The sequence below is a fragment of the Microbacterium sp. oral taxon 186 str. F0373 genome (assembly GCF_000411455.1).
Lineage (GTDB): Bacteria > Actinomycetota > Actinomycetes > Actinomycetales > Microbacteriaceae > Microbacterium.
The window spans coordinates 528,640-541,601 of the sequence record NZ_KE150457.1 but is presented as its reverse complement, the minus strand read 5'-3'; the positions used below and the strand labels follow the sequence as shown (position 1 = coordinate 541,601).

Here is a 12,962-nt window from a genome sequence, read left to right as displayed (position 1 = left end):
GACATGTCGCGTATTGGACGTCTTCCCATCGACATCCCCGCCGGCGTGACCGTTTCGGTCGACGGCCAGGATGTCACGGTCACGGGCCCGAAGGGCGAGCTCGCGCTCTCCGTCTCCAAGCCCATCGAGGTCAAGGTCGAGGAGAACCAGGTTCTGGTCTCCCGTCCCGACGACGAGCGCGAGTCGCGTTCGCTGCACGGACTGACCCGCACCCTGATCAACAACAACATCATCGGCGTCACCCAGGGCTACACCAAGGGCCTCGAGGTCGTCGGCACCGGTTACCGCGTCGCGCAGAAGGGGACGGCGGTCGAGTTCGCGCTCGGCTTCTCGCACCCCGTGCTGGTCGAAGCACCGGCCGGCATCACGCTGACCGTCGAGGGCAACAACAAGCTCACCGTCAGCGGCATCTCGAAGCAGGCCGTCGGTGAGGCCGCCGCGAACATCCGCAAGATCCGCAAGCCCGAGCCCTACAAGGGCAAGGGTGTGCGGTACGCGGGCGAGGTCGTTCGCCGCAAGGCCGGAAAGGCTGGTAAGTAATCATGGCTGTCAAGTCGAAGAGCGACGCGCGTTCGCGTCGTCACCTGCGCCTTCGCAAGAAGGTCGTGGGCACCGAGGCCCGTCCGCGCCTTGTCGTCACCCGTTCGGCCCGCCACGTCTTCGTCCAGCTCGTGGACGACAGCAAGGGCGTGACCGTCGCGTCGGCCTCGACTCTCGAGTCGGACCTGCGCACGTTCGACGGTGACAAGACCGCCAAGGCCCGCAAGGTCGGCGAGCTCGTCGCCGAACGCGCCAAGGCGGCCGGCTTCTCGGACGTCGTGTTCGACCGCGGTGGCAACCGCTACGCGGGCCGTGTCGCAGCGATCGCCGAGGGCGCCCGCGAGGGAGGTCTGAACCTGTGAGCGATGCAACTACTCAGAATGTGGAGAACGAAGTGACCGAGCAGGCTGCGGCCACCGCTCCCGTCGAGCGCGAGGCCCGCGAGCCCCGTCGTGGCGGTCGCGAGCGCAACCCCAACCGCGACCGTGGTTCGCGCGACGCCGAGAAGAGCCAGTTCCTCGAGCGCGTCGTGACGATCAACCGCGTGTCGAAGGTCGTCAAGGGCGGTCGCCGCTTCAGCTTCACGGCGCTCGTCGTCGTGGGCGATGGTAACGGTCTCGTCGGCGTCGGCTACGGCAAGGCGCGTGAGGTTCCCCTCGCCATCTCCAAGGGTGTCGAAGAGGCCAAGCGCAACTTCTTCCGTGTGCCGCGCACCGGCTCGTCCATCCCGCACCCGGTGCAGGGTGAGGCCGCTGCCGGTGTCGTGCTCCTGCGTCCGGCTGCCGCCGGTACCGGTGTTATCGCCGGTGGTCCGGTGCGCGCCGTGCTCGAGTGCGCCGGCATCCACGACGTGCTCTCCAAGTCGCTCGGTTCGTCGAACACGATCAACATCGTGCACGCGACCGTCGAGGCGCTGAAGCAGCTCGAGGAGCCTCGTGCGGTCGCCGCTCGTCGCGGTCTCGACTTCGACCAGGTGGCTCCGGCCCGTCTGATCCGTGCCGAGGCTGACGCCGCGGCCGCTGCGAAGGTAGGTGCCTGATGGCCGCGCGTCTCAAGGTGACCCAGGTCAAGTCCAAGGTGAGCGAGAAGCAGAACCAGCGTGACACGCTGCGTTCGCTCGGCCTGAAGCGGATCGGCGACTCGGTCGTCCGTCCCGACGACGCGCAGACGCGCGGCTACGTCAAGGCTGTCGCCCACCTCGTCAAGGTTGAGGAGATCGACTGATGGCCGAGAAGGCTGAGAAGGCGACCGAAGAGGTCGCTGTGAAGAACACCGAGAAGAAGGCCGCCGTCAAGCCGGCTGCCAAGAAGACCGCCGAGAAGCCGGCCGCGAAGAAGGCTCCCGCCAAGAAGGCGGATGCCGAGGTGTCGCGCCCCGGTGTGCTCAAGGTCCACCACCTGCGTCCGGTCCCGGGCTCCAACACCGCGAAGACCCGTGTCGGTCGCGGTGAGGGCTCGAAGGGCAAGACCGCCGGTCGTGGCACCAAGGGTACGAAGGCCCGCTACCAGGTGAAGGTCGGCTTCGAGGGCGGCCAGATGCCGCTGCACATGCGTACGCCGAAGCTGCGCGGGTTCAAGAACCCGTTCCGCGTCGAGTACCAGGTGGTCAACCTCGACAAGCTGGCTGAGCTGTACCCGGCCGGTGGCGATGTCACCGTCAGCGACCTCGTCGCCAAGGGCGCCGTGCGCAAGAACGAGAAGGTCAAGGTGCTCGGCACCGGCGACATCTCGGTCAAGCTCACCGTCGCCGTCGACAAGGTCTCGGGTTCGGCCGAGCAGAAGATCGTCGCCGCGGGCGGTTCGGTCAAGTAATTCCACGGCAGGGGCCGGAGGCGAGCCTCCGGCCCCTGTTGCCGTACTCTGGAAGCGGTGTCCTCGGACCCGCATCGAGACACCGGTCAGCTCTCTGGAGGAAATCCCCTTGTTCAGCGCCGTCAGCGCCATCGCGCGGGTCTTCCGCACCCCGGATCTCCGGCGGAAGATCTTCTTCACCCTCGCGATCATCGCCATCTATCGCCTTGGCGCGCACGTTCCGGCGCCCTTCGTGAGCTTCCCGAACGTCCAATCCTGCCTCCAGCAGACGGGCTCCGCGAGCGAGGGTCTCCTCTCGCTCGTGAACCTCTTCTCCGGCGGTGCGCTGCTCCAGTTGTCGATCTTCGCCCTGGGCGTCATGCCCTACATCACGGCGACGATCATCGTGCAGCTGCTGCGCGTGGTCATCCCGCACTTCGAGGCGCTGTACAAGGAGGGCCAGTCCGGCCAGGCGCGGCTGACCCAGTACACCCGCTACCTCACGATCGCCCTCGCGCTGTTGCAGTCCACGACACTTGTCACCGTGGCGCGCTCGGGTCAGCTCTTCGGCACGACCGGCATCGCCGAGTGCAACGCGCTGCTCACCAACGACGTGTGGTGGGCCCAGCTGCTGATGATCATCACGCTGACCGCCGGCACCGGCCTCATCATGTGGTTCGCCGAGCTCGTCACCGAGCGTGGCGTGGGCAACGGCATGTCCATCCTCATCTTCACCTCGATCGCGGCGCAGTTCCCGGCGGCCATGTGGGCCATCGCCACGTCGCGCGGTTTCGAGGTCTTCCTCCTCGTGCTTGCCGTCGGCATCGTCGTCGTCGCCCTCGTCGTCTTCGTCGAGCAGTCGCAGCGACGCATCCCGGTGCAGTACGCGAAGCGCATGGTCGGTCGCCGCACGCTGGGCGGCACCAACACGTACATCCCGATCAAGGTGAACATGGCGGGCGTCGTTCCGGTCATCTTCGCCTCGTCGCTGCTGTACATCCCGGCTCTCATCGCCCAGTTCAACCAGACACCGGACGCCAACGGCAACATCCCGGGCTGGGTGACCTGGATCCAGCAGTACCTCACCAAGGGCGATCACCCGCTCTACATGCTGCTGTACTTCCTTCTCATCGTCGGGTTCACCTACTTCTACGTTGCGATCACCTTCAACCCCGTCGAGGTCGCCGACAACATGAAGAAGTACGGCGGGTTCATCCCCGGCATCCGTGCCGGTCGTCCCACGGCCGAGTACCTCGACTACGTGCTGACGCGCATCACGCTGCCCGGCTCGATCTACCTCGGCCTCATCGCGCTGCTGCCGCTGGTGGCGCTCGCGACCGTCAGCGCTAACCAGAACTTCCCGTTCGGCGGCGCGTCGATCCTCATCATCGTCGGTGTGGGTCTGGAGACGGTCAAGCAGATCGACGCCCAGCTGCAGCAGCGCCACTACGAAGGGCTGCTGCGATGACCGCTGCGCGACTGCTCATCATCGGACCGCAGGGCTCGGGCAAGGGCACCCAGGGCGTGCGCATCGCCGATGCCCTCGGCATTCCCGCTGTCTCGACGGGGGACGTGTTCCGCGCCAACGTCAAGGAAGGCACGGAGCTCGGCCTGAAGGTCAAGGCGATCATCGACGCCGGCGACCTCGTGCCGGACACCCTGACGGGGGAGATCGTCCGCGACCGGCTCGCTCAGGCGGATGCCGCGAACGGCTTCCTGCTGGACGGCTACCCGCGCAACCTCGGCCAGGTCGGCGACCTCGACGGCTTCCTCGATGAGCGGGGCGAGCCGCTCACGGCGGTGATCGAGTTGGTCGTGCCGCGCGACGAGTCCATCCAGCGGCTGTCGCTGCGGGCGACCGAGCAGGGCCGTGCCGACGACAACGCCGAGTCGATCGCGAAGCGTCTGGCCATCTACGAGTCCGAGACCGCGCCGATCCTCGATCTCTACCGCGAGCGGGGCATCGTCGATCAGATCGACGGCGTCGGGTCGCTGGACGAGGTCTACGCCCGGATTCAGGCCGCGCTGGAAGCTCGCGGCATCGCCGCCTCCTGATGGGACTTCGTCGCTCCTTGTACAAGACGCCGGCGCAGCTGCGCTCGATGGTCGAGCCGGGCCTGATCACGGCGGCCGCGCTGGATGCCGTGCGTGCACTGATCGCCCCGGGCGTGACCACGGCTGAGCTGGATGCCGCGGCATCCGAGGTCATCCTCGCCCGCGGTGCCGAGTCGAATTTCCAACTCGTGCGCGGGTACCGGCATACGACGTGCATCTCGGTCAACGACCAGGTCGTCCACGGCATCCCCGGGGAGCGGGTGCTCGAAGCGGGCGACATCGTCTCGATCGATGCGGGGGCGCAGTTCAAAGGCTGGAACGGCGACTCGGCGATCACCGTCGTCGTTCCCGGCGGGGACCCGGCCGTACGGGCATCGCGCGAGCGGCTCTCGCAGGTGACTGAAGGGTCGCTCTGGGCGGGCGTGGCCGCGCTCGCGTCGGCGTCGCGCGTCGGCGAGATCGGCGACGCGGTCCAGGGCTACATCGAGCGGTCGGGGGAGAGCTACGGCATCCTCCGCGATTACGTCGGTCACGGCATCGGCCGGCGGATGCACGAGGGGCCGACGATCTTCAACTATCGGGTGTCCGACCTCGGCCCCGCGGTGCGTCCGGGCCTGTGCGTCGCGATCGAGCCGATGATCACCGCCGGCTCTGAGGAGACCTTCGTCGAGGACGACGATTGGACGGTCACCACCGTCGACGGCAGCGACGGCAGTCACTGGGAACACAGCGTCGCGGTGCACGAGAACGGCATCTGGGTGCTGACCGCCGCCGACGGCGGCGCGGCGAGCCTCGCCCCGTTCGGCGTCACACCCACCCCCATCGCCTGAGCGCTCTCCTCCCCGCGAACCGCCCTCCTCCCCGCGAACCGCCATCCTTCGCGCGAGCCGACATCATCCTCGGCGCCGCAGCATTTCGGTTCGGCGCCGCAATAGCGGCTCGCGGGGTGCGTGAAGGCTCCTCCCCAGGGCACCCCACCGCGCGCGTTCGGCATCCATCCGCAACGCTGACGAGTCACGCCGAGCTACGACGAACGTGCCGAACCGACGCGAAAGGGCGTGCGAGGACATGGCGGCTCGCGGAAGAGATAGCGGTTCGGCACGGGCGGGGGGGGGGGGGGGGGCGAAGTCACGGCTTTCACGGGCAACGCATAAGAGTGCGTGAGCCACAATGGTAGGACGGCGGCGACAGCCGCATATCGGAGAGGCATCGAGGTTATGGCGCAGGCAGCAGCGGGTAAGAGGAACTGGTTCGCGATCTGGGTGAGCGTGGCGGCCGTCGTCGTGGTCGCGCTGGTCATCGGCCTTGTCGTGTGGATGAACAACGTCAGCTCCGGACCCGGCGCGCAGCCTTCGTCGAGCAACATCAACACGGATACCGGTGCGATCTCCTTCGGCAGCGGCCCCGACGTCGTCGACACCTACGTCGACTTCATGTGCCCGATCTGCAACCAGTTCGAGAAGACCGAGGGCGAGACGATCAAGCAGCTCGTCTCCGACAACAAGATCACCCTCAACATCCACCCCGTGTCCATCCTCGACCGTGCGTCGCAGGGAACGAAGTTCTCCAGCCGGTCGGCCAGTGCGATGTTCGCCGTCGCCGAGGCGGACCCCGCCAACGCCTATGCGTTCATGGAGGCGATGTTCCAGAACCAGCCGCAGGAGAGCTCGCCCGGTCTCTCGGACGACCAGATCGTCTCGATCGCCAAGGGCGCGGGCGTCAACGTCACGAGTGATCTCGAGAAGGCGATCACCTCGGGCAAGTACATCAAGTTCGTCCAGGCGCACGGTCTGCCCGACGGTGCCAAGGGGACACCGACGCTGGTGGTGAACGGTGCTTTCGTGAACGTCACCTTCAACCCGCAGACGGACATCGTCGCCAACCTCAAGGGCTGACGACGTGATGCGCGTCTGAGACCTGTGAGAGGGCCGCGCGGCAGTTTGCCGTGCGGCCCTCTATCACGTACACTGGATCTTTGGTGCCTTGCGCCTTCATTGGCGTGTCGCCGCACCACATCCCACTCACCGCAGACCGACCGGTCTGCTCAAGCGTCAGCGAGGCTATGGCTAAGAAAGACGGTGTCATCGAAATCGAGGGCGTCGTGTCAGAAGCGCTGCCCAACGCGATGTTCCGCGTTGAGCTCACCAACGGACACAAGGTACTCGCCACGATCTCCGGCAAGATGCGGCAGAACTACATCCGCATCATCCCCGAAGACCGCGTCGTCGTGGAGCTCTCGCCCTACGACCTCACGCGCGGTCGCATCGTCTACCGCTACCGCTAGACCGGTCGAGAAGTAACGAGCGGGCGGATGCCGCGGCATCCCGTCCGACTCGAAGACAGCGAACAGGAAAATCATGAAGGTCAACCCCTCCGTCAAGCCCATCTGCGACCACTGCAAGGTCATCCGTCGCCACGGTCGCGTCATGGTGATCTGCAAGTCGAACCCGCGTCACAAGCAGCGCCAGGGCTGAGTCGCTCGCGGCTCGAGGACGCGTGAGGCCCGCAGGGCCGAGCCGACACCTCACGACGAAGACACAACTCAATACGCACACAGGCAGGATCAGAACCTCTTCGGAGGGGACACCTCGGGGCGGAGGCCCGGGCACCGATCCTGCTCCACACCTCCACTACTCCTAGGAGAACCGCATGGCACGTCTTGCCGGCGTTGACATCCCGCGTGACAAGCGCGTGGTGATCGCCCTCACGTACATCTACGGCATCGGCCGTACCCGTTCGGTCGAGATCCTCACGGCCACCGAGATCGACGAGTCGATCCGCGTCAAGGACCTCACCGACGACCAGCTGGTCGCGCTGCGCGACCACATCGAAGGCAACTACAAGGTGGAGGGTGACCTTCGCCGCGAGGTCGCCGCCGACATCCGCCGCAAGGTCGAGATCGGCTCGTACGAGGGTCTGCGTCACCGCCGCGGCCTTCCGGTGCGCGGTCAGCGCACCAAGACCAACGCGCGTACCCGCAAGGGCCCGAAGCGCACCGTCGCCGGCAAGAAGAAGGCCGGCCGCAAGTAAGCGCGGCCCCCCGGTACAGGTTTAGGAGAACAGACACATGGCACAGGCCAAGACTGCTGCGCGCAAGCCGCGTCGCAAGGAAAAGAAGAACATCGCGCTGGGCCAGGCCCACATCAAGTCGACGTTCAACAACACGATCGTTTCGATCACCGACCCCTCGGGCGCCGTCATCAGCTGGGCGTCCTCGGGTGGAGTGGGCTTCAAGGGCTCGCGCAAGTCGACCCCGTACGCCGCCGGCATGGCCGCCGAGTCGGCTGCCCGCCAGGCCGCCGAGCACGGTGTCAAGAAGGTCGACGTCTTCGTGAAGGGCCCGGGTTCGGGCCGCGAGACCGCGATCCGCTCGCTGCAGGCCGCCGGCCTCGAGGTGGGGTCGATCTCCGACGTCACCCCGCAGGCGCACAACGGGTGCCGCCCGCCGAAGCGTCGCCGCGTCTGACTTCCGGGCCGGGTGCCCCCGTGTGACGGGCGGCACCCGGCATCCGTCGTCTTTGAAAACTCAACACCTCTTGCAATCGCACGTGTCATATAGCGGGCACGTGACGGAAAGGAACACATAGTGCTCATTGCACAGCGTCCCACTCTGACCGAGGAGAAGATCGGCGAGTTCCGCAGCCGCTTCGTCATCGAGCCGCTGGAGCCCGGCTTCGGCTACACGATCGGCAACGCGCTGCGCCGCAGCCTGCTGTCCTCGATCCCCGGCGCGGCTGTCACCAGCATCCGCATCGACGGCGTGCTGCACGAGTTCAGCACCATCCCGGGCGTGAAGGAGGATGTCACCGAGATCATCCTCAACATCAAGCAGCTGGTCGTCTCCTCGGAGCGCGACGAGCCGATCACCGCGTACCTGCGCAAGACCGGCGCCGGTGAGGTCACCGCTGCCGACATCTCCGCTCCGGCGGGTGTCGAGGTGCACAACCCCGAGCTGGTCATCGCGACGCTCAACGACTCGGCGAAGTTCGAGCTGGAGCTCACGATCGAGCGCGGCCGCGGCTACGTGTCGGCCACGCAGAACCGCAACGAGTACGCCGAGGCGGGTCAGATCCCGATCGACTCGATCTACTCGCCCGTCCTGAAGGTCTCGTACCGCGTCGACGCGACCCGTGCCGGTGAGCGCACCGACTTCGACAAGCTCGTCCTGGACGTCGAGGCCAAGCCGTCGATCTCCCCGCGGGATGCCGTCGCGTCGGCCGGTCGCACGCTCACCGAGCTGTTCGGTCTCGCCCGTGAGCTGAACGTCGAGGCCGAGGGCATCGAGATCGGCCCCGCGCCGGTCGCCGAGGTTCTCACCAACGAGCTGTCGATGCCGATCGAGGACCTCGATCTGTCGGTGCGTTCGTACAACTGCCTCAAGCGTGAGGGCATCAACACGGTGTCCGAGCTGGTCGCCCTCTCCGAGACGCAGCTGATGAACATCCGCAACTTCGGTCAGAAGTCGGTCGACGAGGTGCGCGACAAGCTCGTCTCCCTCGGCCTGTCGCTGAAGGACTCGGTCCCCGGGTTCGACGGTGCGCACTTCTACGGCGGCTACGACGACGAGGCCCTCTGAGCCTCGGCGCTCGGAACGGCAAGACCTTCTGCGCGCACCGGCCCCGACCGGTTCGCTGACCTTTTCCCTCTGGAGTAACTGACATGCCCAAGCCCACCAAGGGTCCCCGCCTCGGAGGCGGCCCCGCCCACGAGCGTCTGCTGCTGGCCAACCTGGCCTCGGCGCTGTTCACCCACAAGTCGATCACGACGACCGAGACCAAGGCCAAGCGCCTGCGTCCGCTCGCCGAGCGCATGGTCACCTTCGCCAAGCGCGGCGACCTGCACGCGCGTCGTCGCGTGCTGTCCGTGCTCGGCAACAAGGATGCCGTCCACGAGCTGTTCGCCGAGATCGCGCCGCTGGTTGCCGAGCGTGAGGGCGGCTACACCCGCATCACGAAGATCGGCAACCGCAAGGGTGACAACGCGCCCATGGCCGTGATCGAGCTCGTCCTCGAGCCGGTCAACCCGAAGCCGAAGTCGGCCAAGAAGTCGGCTGCGGCCGCTCCGGTCGCCGCCCCGGCCAAGGATGAGGACGAGGCCGCCACGGACGCCGTCGCCGAGGCCGACGAGGCTCAGGATGCCGCAGACGAGGTCGCCACGGACGACGCTGCTGCCGCGGGCGCCGAGTCGCCCGAGGAGGGCGCCGCCGCTGAGGCTGCCGCCGAGGACGCTGCGAAGTAATCAGGCTGTCTTTCGAGAAGGCCCGTACCCGTCAGGGGTGCGGGCCTTCTCTCTGTGTGTCTCGTCCGGCTCTCCCCGCGCGCAGCCCGCACGTCGCAGCTACAGTGGCGTGGGTGAGTGAGTTGTCTCTGAGTGGGCGCATCGACGAGTTCCGACGTCGTGCGGGGTCCGACTGCGGCCCTGAGCTGCCGCGGCACCCGGAAGTCGCGTCGTGGCGCACCGCGACGGTGGAGGACATCGATGCGATCCACGCCGTGATGGTGGCGGCCGAGCGCGTCGACCACCCGACGTGGACCACGCCGCGCGAGGACGTCGCCGATACGTTCGATCTTGCGCACATCGACCACTCCCGCGACTCGGTGCTGGCGTTGGATGCCGCGGGCGCGGTGATCGCCTTCGGCAGCTCGTTCCTGCACCCGTCGCGCGAGGGCGCCCTGAACGTGCACCTGTCGGGTGCCGTGCTGCCCTCGCTCTGGCGCCGGGGGATCGGGCGTGCGGTGTTCGGCTGGCAGTACGCGCGCGGACTGGAGCAGCTGGCAGAGGCCGCACGCGCCCTCCCTGATGCGCCGGATGCCGAATGGACCGCTCAGCTGCGGGTGTACGCGGAGGAGCACAACCTCGGCAACCAGAGGCTCGCCGAGTCGGCGGGTCTGGCTGCGGAACGCTGGTTCGCGACGATGCTGCGCGATCTGGCGGGCGGCGCGCCGGACGTGGCCCTCCCGGAGGCCGCGCGGGAGAGCGGGATGCGTATCGTCACGTACTCGCATGACCGCGATGAGGACACCCGTCTCGCGCGCAACGATGCCTTCCGTGATCACTGGGGGAGCCTGCCGAGCCAACCCGCGCCCTGGGCCAAGTTCGTCGGTGGCGAGTTCTTCCGTGCCGATCTGTCCCGACTGGTCGTCGGGCACGACGGGGCCATTGCGGCGTTCTGCCTCGCGTCGGTGAATGACGACGACTGGGCGAGTCTCGGCGCCTCGAACTCGTACATCGACCTCATCGGTGTCGTTCGGGCGCACCGCCGACAGGGGCTGGCTCCCGCCGTCGTCGCGGCGACGCTGCAGGCGATCGCGGACGCGGGGCTGGAAAAGGCGGTGCTCGACGTTGATACGGCCAGTCCGACGGGCGCCGACGCCCTGTACAAGGGCCTCGGCTTCGTGGCGGACGAACGATCCGTCGCCCTGGTCGCGCACATCTGACACGGGCGCGGCGCGCGCCGGCGGCATGGGGTGCGGCTCAGGACGGGGGCGCGGCGGCGAGCGTCCGGCTCGTCGCCCAGCGGATCAGCTGCACCTGGTAGCGCGTCTGCGCGCGCTGGTTGGCCACGGCATCCACGGCGTGGGTGACGGTGTCGGCGTAGATGTGCCCACCGGTCTCGCCCGGGTGGATGCCGTCGCCGGCGAGCACATCGGTGCGCGGCGCGATCGCACCGGACCAGTCGGCGATGACGACGCCGGGGTGGCTTGCCGCGAACGCGGTCAGCTCGGCGTTGACGCCGGGGATCCAGTCACGAGGAGCGAACGCGGTGACCAGCACGAGCGTGCGTTCCCGGCCGACGCGGTCGTAGATGTCCTGGAGTGCCTGAGTGTCCACGGGGCCATTGGTGCCGAGGCCCACGACGACGTAGTCGCGCAGGGCGCCCTGATCGGAGAGTCGGTCGATGATCTTGCTGCCGGCCCACATCGAGCGCGACACCTCGGCGTCGATCTGCACACCCGGCAGCTCGGCGAGCAGGCCGCCGGCCGAGGCGAGCATCACCGAGTCGCCGACGGCCGTCACCCGGTTGCCGCTCACGGTGACGGGCGCCGGAGGCAGCGGCTCGCCGTCGGGGCCCTCCGTCGCTGTGGGCGTCGGCGTGGGCACGGGGGCATCGGCGCTGTCCGACGGCGGGGTGGGGGCGGCGGATGCCGCGTCGAGCGCGCGCTGGCCCGCCTCGACCACCGCCTGGCTCGAGCTGACCTGCGGTGAGGCGGCGACGGCGGCCGTCGTGCCGCCGAGAACGAGGACCCCGACGCCCACGGTCGCGATCGCCCCGAAGCGCCGTGACGGCGTCGAGTGAAGGCGCGCCCACAGTGCCCGCCCGGCTCCCCGGAACCCGAGCCGACGGACGGGCTGTTCGAGCAGGCGGAAGGAGGCTGCGGACACGGTCAACGTGAGCACGGCGGCGCCGAGCCCGACGGCGACCGGGACGGACTGCTCGAGGAAGCCGCCGGTCGTCGCCACCGCGAGCAGCACGACGACGGGCCAGTGCCACAGGTAGATGCCGTAGGAGCGTTCGCCGATCCAGCGCAGCGGCGCGACGTCGAGGGCGCGCCCGAGCCATGAGCCGGCGTGCGTCGCCGCCGCGATTGCGACCGCTGTCAGCGCGCTTGCAGCCGCCGGGACGAGTGGGTACTGCTCCGCGCCGTCCGGCACCGCTCCGACGACGACGATGCCGAGCACACTCGTGGCCCCGATGACCGCGGTCCAGGCGGGAACGACGCCGCCGATCGATTCGCGCGCCGACGCACTCCCGGCGGTGCGTCCCGCCAGCGCGAAGGCCAGCGCGACGCCGATCAGCAGACCGAAGGCGTGGGTGTCGGTGCCGTAGTACGCGCGCGTCAGGTCGACCGCGGCTGATCCCGCCCCCGCGACCGCGAGCTGTGCGGCCCATGTCAGGGACGCTGCGGCCAGGACCAGAGCGACCGCGGCGCGCATGCCGCGGCGCGGGAGCAGGAGGAAGACGGGCAGCAGCAGTGGCCAGAGCACGTAGAACTGCTCCTCGACGGCGAGCGACCAGAGGTTCCGCAGGAGCTCGGGCTGGGTTCCCGCGAAGTACGACGCCCCGGCGGAGAGGGATGCCCAGTTGGAGGAGAACGTGATCGCGCCGAGCACCTGCCGCCCGAGTCCCAGCAGAACATCGCCACCGACGAGCCAGGCGACGCTCGCGCTCACGGTGACCACCACGGCGAGCGCCGGCAGGAGCCGGCGGGCACGGCGCGACCAGAAGGCGAGGAGGGCGATGCGCCCGGTGCGATCGTGTTCGCGCAGCAGCAGCGACGTGATGAGAAAACCCGAGATGACGAAGAAGACGTCGACGCCGACGAAGCCGCTGTGCAGCACCCAGCCGGGGAACAGGTGATACACGACGACGAGCATGACGGCGAGCGCGCGCAGGCCGTCGAGGCCGGCGTAACGCGGTACCGGAGGGGGGGAGGTCATGGCGGGCGCTGAGGTTCCGTGGTGGTTCCGTCGGGTTCCGTGCGGGCGCCGCGCCGGCCACGTCGGGTCGGCGCGAGCGGATCTTCCAGTGTACGTACCCTCCCTGAACGCGAAGGGTCCGCCGCATCGCCCGCTGAT

At 68.3% G+C, this 12,962-nt stretch carries 17 protein-coding genes; 16 read left to right on the top strand and 1 reads right to left on the bottom strand.

The annotated features are described in order from the left end of the window. Nucleotides 1–3: 3 nt before the first annotated feature. The 16 genes from rplF (at nt 4) to HMPREF1529_RS02440 (ending at nt 10,822) form a co-directional block, all read left to right on the top strand. The gene (rplF, locus tag HMPREF1529_RS02515; protein ID WP_016463568.1) at nt 4–540 is read left to right on the top strand and encodes a 50S ribosomal protein L6; all 537 of its coding nucleotides are present in this window, start codon (nt 4–6) and stop codon (nt 538–540) included. Nucleotides 541–542: 2 nt separating this feature from the next. After that, nucleotides 543–902 carry a 50S ribosomal protein L18 gene (gene rplR / locus HMPREF1529_RS02510; RefSeq protein ID WP_005050501.1) on the top strand — a complete coding sequence of 120 codons (360 nt, stop codon included), beginning with the start codon at nt 543–545 and terminating at the stop codon, nt 900–902. Between the two features lie 32 nt (nt 903–934). Beyond that, nucleotides 935–1,579, top strand: coding sequence for a 30S ribosomal protein S5 (gene rpsE / locus HMPREF1529_RS02505; protein ID WP_269429743.1), 645 nt, complete (start codon nt 935–937; stop codon nt 1,577–1,579). Then, the gene (gene rpmD / locus HMPREF1529_RS02500) at nt 1,579–1,764 is read left to right on the top strand and encodes a 50S ribosomal protein L30 (RefSeq protein WP_005050499.1); all 186 of its coding nucleotides are present in this window, start codon (nt 1,579–1,581) and stop codon (nt 1,762–1,764) included. The genes rpsE and rpmD overlap by 1 nt, the downstream gene beginning before the upstream one ends. Then, entirely contained in the window at nt 1,764–2,351 is a 588-nt protein-coding gene (gene rplO, locus HMPREF1529_RS02495) for a 50S ribosomal protein L15 (RefSeq protein WP_016463566.1), read from the top strand. Before rpmD ends, rplO begins: the two co-directional genes overlap by 1 nt. Nucleotides 2,352–2,460: 109 nt before the next feature. After that, entirely contained in the window at nt 2,461–3,798 is a 1,338-nt protein-coding gene (gene secY, locus HMPREF1529_RS02490) for a preprotein translocase subunit SecY (protein ID WP_016463565.1), read from the top strand. After that, nucleotides 3,795–4,385 carry an adenylate kinase gene (locus tag HMPREF1529_RS02485; protein ID WP_005050496.1) on the top strand — a complete coding sequence of 197 codons (591 nt, stop codon included), beginning with the start codon at nt 3,795–3,797 and terminating at the stop codon, nt 4,383–4,385. The genes secY and HMPREF1529_RS02485 overlap by 4 nt, the downstream gene beginning before the upstream one ends. Next, on the top strand, nt 4,385–5,215 hold the full coding sequence (gene map, locus HMPREF1529_RS02480; RefSeq protein ID WP_016463564.1) for a type I methionyl aminopeptidase: 831 nt from the start codon (nt 4,385–4,387) through the stop codon (nt 5,213–5,215). The genes HMPREF1529_RS02485 and map overlap by 1 nt, the downstream gene beginning before the upstream one ends. 387 nt (nt 5,216–5,602) lie before the next feature. Then, a complete protein-coding gene (locus HMPREF1529_RS02475; protein WP_016463563.1) occupies nt 5,603–6,280 on the top strand; it encodes a DsbA family protein in 678 nt (225 codons plus the stop codon). Between the two features lie 167 nt (nt 6,281–6,447). Continuing rightward, nucleotides 6,448–6,669, top strand: a complete 222-nt coding sequence (gene infA, locus HMPREF1529_RS02470; RefSeq protein WP_005050493.1) for a translation initiation factor IF-1 — start codon at nt 6,448–6,450, stop codon at nt 6,667–6,669. Nucleotides 6,670–6,742: 73 nt separating this feature from the next. Then, nucleotides 6,743–6,859 carry a 50S ribosomal protein L36 gene (rpmJ, locus tag HMPREF1529_RS02465; protein ID WP_005050492.1) on the top strand — a complete coding sequence of 39 codons (117 nt, stop codon included), beginning with the start codon at nt 6,743–6,745 and terminating at the stop codon, nt 6,857–6,859. A gap of 175 nt (nt 6,860–7,034) precedes the next feature. After that, a complete protein-coding gene (gene rpsM / locus HMPREF1529_RS02460) occupies nt 7,035–7,415 on the top strand; it encodes a 30S ribosomal protein S13 (protein ID WP_005050491.1) in 381 nt (126 codons plus the stop codon). 37 nt (nt 7,416–7,452) lie between these two features. Next, on the top strand, nt 7,453–7,851 hold the full coding sequence (gene rpsK, locus HMPREF1529_RS02455; protein ID WP_005050490.1) for a 30S ribosomal protein S11: 399 nt from the start codon (nt 7,453–7,455) through the stop codon (nt 7,849–7,851). 120 nt (nt 7,852–7,971) lie between these two features. Then, nucleotides 7,972–8,961: a DNA-directed RNA polymerase subunit alpha gene (locus HMPREF1529_RS02450; RefSeq protein ID WP_005050489.1), complete on the top strand. Its 990-nt coding sequence runs from the start codon at nt 7,972–7,974 to the stop codon at nt 8,959–8,961. Nucleotides 8,962–9,044: 83 nt separating this feature from the next. Beyond that, a complete protein-coding gene (gene rplQ / locus HMPREF1529_RS02445) occupies nt 9,045–9,623 on the top strand; it encodes a 50S ribosomal protein L17 (RefSeq protein WP_005050488.1) in 579 nt (192 codons plus the stop codon). A gap of 113 nt (nt 9,624–9,736) precedes the next feature. Next, nucleotides 9,737–10,822 carry a GNAT family N-acetyltransferase gene (locus HMPREF1529_RS02440; RefSeq protein WP_232212033.1) on the top strand — a complete coding sequence of 362 codons (1,086 nt, stop codon included), beginning with the start codon at nt 9,737–9,739 and terminating at the stop codon, nt 10,820–10,822. A gap of 37 nt (nt 10,823–10,859) precedes the next feature. Here HMPREF1529_RS02440 and HMPREF1529_RS02435 read toward each other — a convergent pair whose 3' ends face one another. Next, nucleotides 10,860–12,824: an acyltransferase family protein gene (locus HMPREF1529_RS02435; RefSeq protein ID WP_016463561.1), complete on the bottom strand. Its 1,965-nt coding sequence runs from the start codon at nt 12,822–12,824 to the stop codon at nt 10,860–10,862. Nucleotides 12,825–12,962 lie beyond the last annotated feature (138 nt).